9 protein-coding genes are annotated in these 6,965 nt (G+C 67.2%); 6 read left to right on the forward strand and 3 right to left on the reverse strand.

The annotated features are described in order from the left end of the window. From ACE3TU_RS16610 to ACE3TU_RS16630, 5 genes are all read left to right on the forward strand, one after another. A partial coding sequence (locus tag ACE3TU_RS16610) for a FecCD family ABC transporter permease (RefSeq protein WP_374626176.1) occupies positions 1–526 on the forward strand: 526 nt, incomplete at its 5' end. Next, positions 523–1,281: an ABC transporter ATP-binding protein gene (locus tag ACE3TU_RS16615; RefSeq protein ID WP_374626178.1), complete on the forward strand. Its 759-nt coding sequence runs from the start codon at positions 523–525 to the stop codon at positions 1,279–1,281. The genes ACE3TU_RS16610 and ACE3TU_RS16615, both read left to right, overlap by 4 nt. After that, the gene (locus tag ACE3TU_RS16620) at positions 1,278–1,883 is read left to right on the forward strand and encodes a hypothetical protein (RefSeq protein WP_374626180.1); all 606 of its coding nucleotides are present in this window, start codon (positions 1,278–1,280) and stop codon (positions 1,881–1,883) included. The genes ACE3TU_RS16615 and ACE3TU_RS16620 overlap by 4 nt, the downstream gene beginning before the upstream one ends. Next, positions 1,880–2,491 (forward strand): hypothetical protein, encoded by a 612-nt coding sequence (locus tag ACE3TU_RS16625; protein WP_374626182.1) that lies wholly within the window; start codon positions 1,880–1,882, stop codon positions 2,489–2,491. Before ACE3TU_RS16620 ends, ACE3TU_RS16625 begins: the two co-directional genes overlap by 4 nt. After that, positions 2,488–2,988, forward strand: a complete 501-nt coding sequence (locus ACE3TU_RS16630) for a hypothetical protein (RefSeq protein ID WP_374626184.1) — start codon at positions 2,488–2,490, stop codon at positions 2,986–2,988. Before ACE3TU_RS16625 ends, ACE3TU_RS16630 begins: the two co-directional genes overlap by 4 nt. A 2-nt stretch (positions 2,989–2,990) precedes the next feature. Here ACE3TU_RS16630 and ACE3TU_RS16635 read toward each other — a convergent pair whose 3' ends face one another. Both ACE3TU_RS16635 and motA read right to left on the reverse strand, forming a co-directional pair. After that, complete coding sequence (locus tag ACE3TU_RS16635; protein WP_374626186.1) at positions 2,991–3,902, reverse strand: flagellar motor protein MotB; 912 nt, start codon at positions 3,900–3,902, stop codon at positions 2,991–2,993. Between the two features lie 31 nt (positions 3,903–3,933). Further along, positions 3,934–4,797: a flagellar motor stator protein MotA gene (motA, locus tag ACE3TU_RS16640; protein ID WP_374626188.1), complete on the reverse strand. Its 864-nt coding sequence runs from the start codon at positions 4,795–4,797 to the stop codon at positions 3,934–3,936. Between the two features lie 360 nt (positions 4,798–5,157). On the opposite strand from motA, the gene ACE3TU_RS16645 reads away from it, so the two are divergent. Beyond that, positions 5,158–6,219, forward strand: coding sequence for a sensor histidine kinase (locus tag ACE3TU_RS16645; protein ID WP_374626190.1), 1,062 nt, complete (start codon positions 5,158–5,160; stop codon positions 6,217–6,219). 12 nt (positions 6,220–6,231) lie between these two features. On the opposite strand, the gene ACE3TU_RS16650 is transcribed toward ACE3TU_RS16645, so the two are convergent. After that, positions 6,232–6,965: GGDEF domain-containing protein (locus ACE3TU_RS16650; RefSeq protein WP_374626192.1), on the reverse strand; the 734-nt coding region annotated here is incomplete at its 5' end.

The following is a 6,965-nucleotide window of genomic DNA, read 5'->3' on the forward strand; positions in this document are numbered from 1 at the left end:
GCTCCTGTCACTCATCCAGTTCGTCGCCGATCCCAATTCCTCGCTTCCCGCAATTGTCTACTGGCTGATGGGCTCGTTCTCGACCGCAACCTGGGAGCGCGTGCTGATTGCCGCTCCCGTGCTGCTCGCCGGGCTTGGCCTGCTCTGGGGCATGCGCTTCCGTCTCAACATCCTGTCGCTCGATGATGGCGAGGCGCGCAGCCTCGGGGCGCGGCCGGACCTAGAGCGCTGGGTCGTCTTCGCGCTTGTCGCACTGGTCGTGGGCAGCCAGGTGGCCGTATCGGGCATTGTCGGCTGGGTCGGCCTCGTCATCCCGCACGCGACGCGCCTGCTGGTCGGGCACGATCATCGCCGGCTGCTGCCCGCTTCGGCGCTGCTGGGCGCCGGCTTCATGGTGATCATCGACACGCTGGCACGCACGGTGACCGCTGCCGAGATCCCGCTCGGCGTCCTCACCGCCATCGTCGGTGCGCCGGTCTTTGCCCTCCTGCTGCGGCGGCACTTCGGGGAGCGATCGAGCTCATGATAGGCTTGCACGATGCCACCGTACGCTTCGGGCCGCGCGCCGTGCTCGACCGGTTGAGCTTTTCGGTCGCGCGCGGGCGCAGCCTCGCCCTGCTCGGGCCGAACGGCCGGGGCAAGACCACGGCGCTTCGCGCCCTCCTCGGCTTCCAGCGGCTCGACAGCGGCTCCCGCCGCGCGCCGCCGATCGTCGGCTATGTGCCGCAATATGCCTCGAGCAACCAGAGCTACCTGGTCCGCGACGTCGTCGTCATGGGGCGGGCCGCCGGACTGGGCATTTTTGGTCAGCCACGACCCGCCGACTACACGGCCGCCGCCGAGGCGCTGGCGCGGGTGGACGCTGCGCGCTTTGCGAGTCACCGCTTCGACCGTCTCTCGGGCGGTGAGCGGCAACTGGTCCTGATGGCACGGGCGCTGGCCACCGGGGCCGACGTCCTGGTTCTCGACGAACCTGGTTCGGCGCTTGATCTGCACAACCAGTCGAGGTTGCTGCATCTGTTGGCCGATCTGCGCGCACCGCGCGACCGCACCATCGTCTTTACCACGCACGATCCGAACCACGCGCTTGCCGCAGCGGACGATGCCCTGCTGCTCATGCCGCAAGGGCCGCCGCTGTTCGGACCAGTGGCGGATACCATTGTTCCCGGGGCGCTCGAGCAGCTCTACGGCGTGCCGATGCGTCTTGTCGAACTCCCCGGCCCGGACGGTGCGCCGCACCGGGCCGTCCTACCAGCCTTTGCAGGACAGCGCGCCGCATGACCATACTCTTCATCCATTCCCACTACGGGCCATTGCCCAAGCCATACGAGGCGGCCGTCGCCAGCGGGCGCCTCCTCGGCGTCCGCGAGGTCGAGCTTACCTCCGATCATTTCGAGGCGGCAACGGGACTGATCACCACCACCCACCTCGACCAGGTTGGCTTTCTTGCCTGCCGCCCGGCGCTGACCCGGCTGCTCGATCGCGGAGGCCGCTGGTTCTTCAACGGCCACATGCTGCGCATCTTCGTCGAAGGGCTCGGCATCTACGAACCGATCCGCGGGGCACGGCGGCCGGACTATGTGCTCACCCGGCTCAACCCGCACGCGATCTTCGATGGCATCGAGCAGCGCAACCTCGAGGAGAACCGCGGCGTCGCCGGCTTCTACGGCCGGGGCCACAATCCGCTGCCCGGCGGCGGTCTCGCGGTCAACGGCATCGGGCCGGACCTGCTGCCGATCGACTGGGAGTGGCGGCGGCCGGCCGGCGGCCGGATCTTCAGCCATGCCGGCAACGACCTGGGCGGCATGGGCGGGGAAGGCGGTCCCGGGGCGCTGCTCGCCGAGCGTGTCGTCAGCTGGTGCGAAGGAAGGATCGGATCATGAGCATCCTCGCCGTACATCCCGGGGCCTACTACCACATCGAGAGCCTCGAAGGGGCGCGCTATGCCGGCTACTTCGACTGCCTGGTGAGGCCGGAGGACCTCGCCGGGGTACCCCTCGAGGATCACGACGTGGTGCTCATCCCCTGCCGGACCCCGGCCGACCGGATGGCGCCGCACCGGGCCTGGCTGGCCGCCTTTCTCGAACGCGGCGGCACTATCGTCGCCACCGGCGAGAGCGAGAGCCAGCTGTTCCTGCCGGGAATCACGTTCACCCCCCAGCCGACCAATTTCTGGTGGTGGCTGACCCCGGGCGCCGATCTCGGCGTGCGCATCGCCTCTCCGGGGCACGGCCTGTTCACGCGGCTGGCGCAGCGCGACATCACCTGGCATCTGCACGGCTGGTTCGACCCGCCCGACGGGGTCGAGGTGCTCGCCGTCAACGGTGAGGGGCGCCCGATCCTCTATGTCGACGACATCACCTCGAGCGGTCGCATGGTCGTCACCAGCCTCGATCCCTTCTACCACCACGGCAGCCATTTCATGCCGGCCACGACGCGCTTCCTCGACGGCTTCCTGCCCTGGGTGCGCGAGGAGCTCGATATCGGATGACCACCCTGACCGTCCTCGAGAACGGACATGAGTTGCACTACGACTACGCCGATCTCATGCACTATCATGGCTTCGGCTTTCCGGGCGGCGTCGCCCACGCCTTCAAGGTGATGCAGCGCGCCCTGCCGCTGCTCGATGCCGGGCATCCACCCGAGCGGCGCGAAATCGACATCCGCACCGCCTTTCGCGGCCCGGGGGCACGCGATGCGTTCGAGATGGTGACACGCGGGCTGACCGAGGGACGCTATGTCGTCGATGCGGCGCTGGAGCGCCCGGAGCGCGGTGAAACGCTGATGCGCTACGTGTTCGTCCTCACCTACCGCGGCACCACTGTCCGGCTGCAGATCCGCGACGGCATCGTCCGCGACGAGTTCATCGGCCTGGGCCGTAAGCCCGATCGCACGGCCGAAGAGGACGCCCGGCTCGAATACCTGAAGCGTGACATGGCCGATCGCCTTCTGGCGCTGCCGGCCGAAGAGGCCTACGACGTGGTCTGACCTCACGGCCCCAGGTTGGCGGGTACCGGCGGGGCGGCGTAGTTGACCACGATCTCGACGCGGCCATTGCCCGCCAGGTAGGGGTCGTTGGGGAACATCGGCGCGGCCGTCGCATTGCCGGCGACCGAGCGAATCCGGTCTTCGGCCAGCCCGAACTCGCCCAGGATGGCGCGTACGACATTGGCCCGGTCGGTCGACAGGTCCCACGCTCCGTAGCGCGGATTGGGGTAGGTGGCGCCGGCTGCCGTGTGGCCCGAGATGTCGATCTGGTTGGAGAGCTTCTGCAGGATGGGCGCGAGCGCGGCGATTGCCGCCCGCGTCTGCTCGAAGGGGTATTTCGAGCCCTCGGGAAACATCGGCCGGCCTTCCTGGTCCATGATCTTGATGTTCAGGCCGTCCTTGGTTTCCTCGACGATCAGGTTGTCCGACATCTCGGTGATGTCCGGCATGGCCTGCCAGGCCTGCCTGATGCTCGCTGCCGCGGCGTGGAATTCCTGGTTGAGCTGCGAGTTGAGTTCGGTCGGCGACGCCTTGACCGAGTCCTCCTCGTTGCCGCCCTTCTCGTTCGAACCGCCCTTGGCCTCCGATTGCGGGCCAGCCGTCGAGGTTTCCGGGGCGCTCATGGCGTCCATGGTCTCCTGCGAGGTGACCTTGGCACCCAGTTCCTCGAAGGCCTGCCCGCCCATCACGCCGCCCGCCCCGCTGGTGCTCTCGCTGGTGTTGGGCGGGGCGAAGTAGTCGGCGAGGCCCTTCTTCTGCTCGGGCGTGGTCATGCTGATCAGCCACAGCAGCAGGAAGAAGGCCATCATCGCGGTCACGAAGTCGGCATAGGCGATCTTCCAGGCGCCGCCATGGTGCCCGTGTCCGCCCTTCTTGACCTTCTTGATGATGAACGGCTGGTCGTTTGCGGCCATATGCCTGTCTCGCTCTCGCTCGTGCCGGTCGTCAGGTCGGATTGGGCAGGTTGGCCGTCGCCTCGTCGACTTCCGCAAAGGTCGGGCGGACTTCCGACATCAGGGCCTTGCGGGCAAATTCGATGGCGATGGCCGGCGGGTAACCGGAAATGTGGGCCAGCAGGCCGACCTTCATGGACAGGAAGTACTTCGACTCGGCCTCGAAGGTGGTGCGCAGCGATTGCGCCATCGGACCGAAGAAGCCGTAGGCGACGAACACGCCGAGGAAGGTACCGACCAGGGCGCCGCCGATGAGGTGGCCGAGGACCTCCGGCGGCTCGCTGATCGCTCCCATGGTTTTGATCACGCCGAGCACGGCGGCCACGATGCCCAGTGCCGGCGTTCCGTCCGCCAGGGCCTGGATGGCGCCGACCAGCCGCTCGTTCTCCTGGTGGTGCGTCTCGAGTTCCTCGTCCATGAGCGCTTCCATCTCATGGGCGACATTGGTTCCGAGGGTGACCATCCGCAGGTAGTCGCACAGGAACTCCACCGCGTGGTGGTTCTTGGCGAAGGTCGGGAAGTTGTTGAAGATCGCCGACTCGTGCGGGTTCTCCACATGCGGCTCGAGCGCCAGCACGCCCTTGGACTGCACCAGCTTGAACAGGGTGAACTGCAGTCCCAGCAGTTCGACATAGGCGGCCTTGTTGTAGCGCGGCCCCTTGAGCAGGATGCCGAAGACGCCGAGCGACTGCTTGAGCACCGGGCCGCTATTGGCGATGACGAATGCGCCGATTGCGGCGCCCAGGATGATCACCGCCTCGAAGGGTTGCCAAAGGACTTCGATATGGCCGCCCATTGCCATGTAGCCACCAAGGACACAGGCAAAGACCGTGATGATGCCGATGATAAGGCGCATGGATGTTCTGAACCCGACTTCGTTCTGCCGCTGACGGGCCATTCGATCACGGGGATAGATTACGAATGGTGAATCCCGGGGGACTTCGCGGGTCTCTGCCGTTCAAAACCGGCCAGGATGGGCGCGACACGGCGGCGCAGTCGGCCTCGGGCTTCTTCACAGTTGAGTGATCGCCGATTCTGAGCACGGTACCGCGCTCTTTCACCGCCTGCCTCGCGACCTCGTCCTGTTTGCGGGCGGCAAGAAGAGCACCAGTTGCCGCTAGGTGTTTGACCCTACATTTAGGTAAAGAACAAAACATATTCGCGTCTATTACCACAGGGTATGTTTCTGTATTTTGGGTAGCTGGGGCGTCTTGTCATGCCTAAGGGATCATTTGTCCCGCAAGGATCGGCGGAAGGGGAGGGGCCGACCCCTGCCGGACTGCCCGGCCGGCACGATGTTGCGGCCATACTCGTTTCGGCCAGCGCCGTCCCGACCCTGCTGCTCAACGAGAACCTGACGGTCCACTCCGCCAGCGACAGTTTCTGCGCCGCCTTCGGACTTCGTCCCGAACTGCTGCCGGAGCGCGAACTGTCCGAGTTGGGCGGGGGCGAATGGGACTTGCCACCGCTGATTTCGCTGCTGCGCGGCATGATCTCCGGACATGCCCGCATCGATGCCTACGAGACCGACCTGCGCCCGCGCGGCCGCGAACCGCGACGGATTTCGGTCAAGGTCGCACGGCTGCCGGCCGTCGAGCCCGGCGCGGGTTGCCGCCTGCTGCTCACCGTGCTTGACCGGACCGAACTCCATGCCATGCGCCGTCAGAACGAGCAGCTGTCCGACGAGATCAGGCACTTGCGCCAGCAGCTCGAACTGCGCGTCGCCAACAGCCTGCAGATCGTGGCGAGCATCCTGCTGCTGGCCGCCCGGCAGGTCCGGACGCAGGGACTGCACGGCCGGCCGGATGACGAGCGGGATCGGCACGCGGCCGTTGCCGACCTGCGCGGCCGGCTTGCCTCGACCCCGGCGGACGAGGTCGACATGCACGCCTACCTGCGCGAACTGTGCGACAGCCTGGCCGCCTGCATGCTGCCGGATCGTCGGCGCGTTATCCTCGAGACCCGCGTCGGCGACATCGTCCTTCCGGCGTCCGAGGCCACCAGCATCGGCCTGATGGTGACCGAGATGACCATCAACGCCATCCGGCACGCCAGCTTCAACCCGAACTACGGCCAGATCGTCGTCTCGATGTCCGGCACCCCCGAGCGCTGGTACCTCGCCGTCAAGGACAACGGCTACGGGGCGCGCACCTCTCAGTTCCGGCCCGGGTTGGGTACCGGCATCATCGACGCGCTGGCGCGGCATCTCGGTGCGGCCTACGCGATCTCCAGTGACGGAACCGGCACGACCGCGGCCGTCGAGCGACCGGACGCCTGACCTCGTTTCCCGTCAGTGCGGCATGGCCGGGCCGGAGTAGACCGGGGCGCCCCCGGGTGTCGCGGCCGCGTGGGCACACCTGAGGCTGTTCCTGCCGGCCTGCTTGGCATCCGCCAGCGCCGCCTCGGCCGCGCCGATCAGGCGCTCGATCTGAGGAAAGTCTCGGCTCCCGGCAACGCCGATGCTGGCGGTCGCGGTGAAGCTGGTGTCCGCCATGCGGAAGGGCAGCGAAGCGAAGCCCTCACGGATTTGATCCAGCACCTTGCCCACCAGTTCCGGCGCGGTATCGAGCAGGATCGCCGCGAGTCGGTCGCCGTCATAGCGGCCGACCACATCGATGCGACGCAGCCTTGCAACCAGCACCTGCGCCAGTGCCCGGATCACCGCGTCGCCGCCCATGTGTCCGAACTGCTCGTTGATCGCCTGCAGATGGTCGAGGTCGATCATGGCGAGGGTCACCTCGGCCTGCGTCCGCCGACAGCGCTCGAGTTCCTGCGTGAGCCGATCCATGAAGCGGCCATGGTTGGCGAGCCCGGTCAGGCCGTCGCGCTCCATCAGCGAACGCAGCTCGACGCCACGGCGCGCCCTGAGCCGGATCAGCGCCACCAGCCCCTCGCGGTCCACCGGCTTTTCGATGAAGTCGTCGCCGCCCAGGGTGCGCGCTTCGAGCTGGAGCAGCGGATCGCTCTCGGACGACAGGAACACGATCGGCAGCGCCAGATCCCGGCGCGACTGGCGGATGATGC

It is taken from the genome of Devosia sp. (assembly GCF_041917035.1).
In the GTDB taxonomy this organism is placed as follows: domain Bacteria; phylum Pseudomonadota; class Alphaproteobacteria; order Rhizobiales; family Devosiaceae; genus Devosia_A.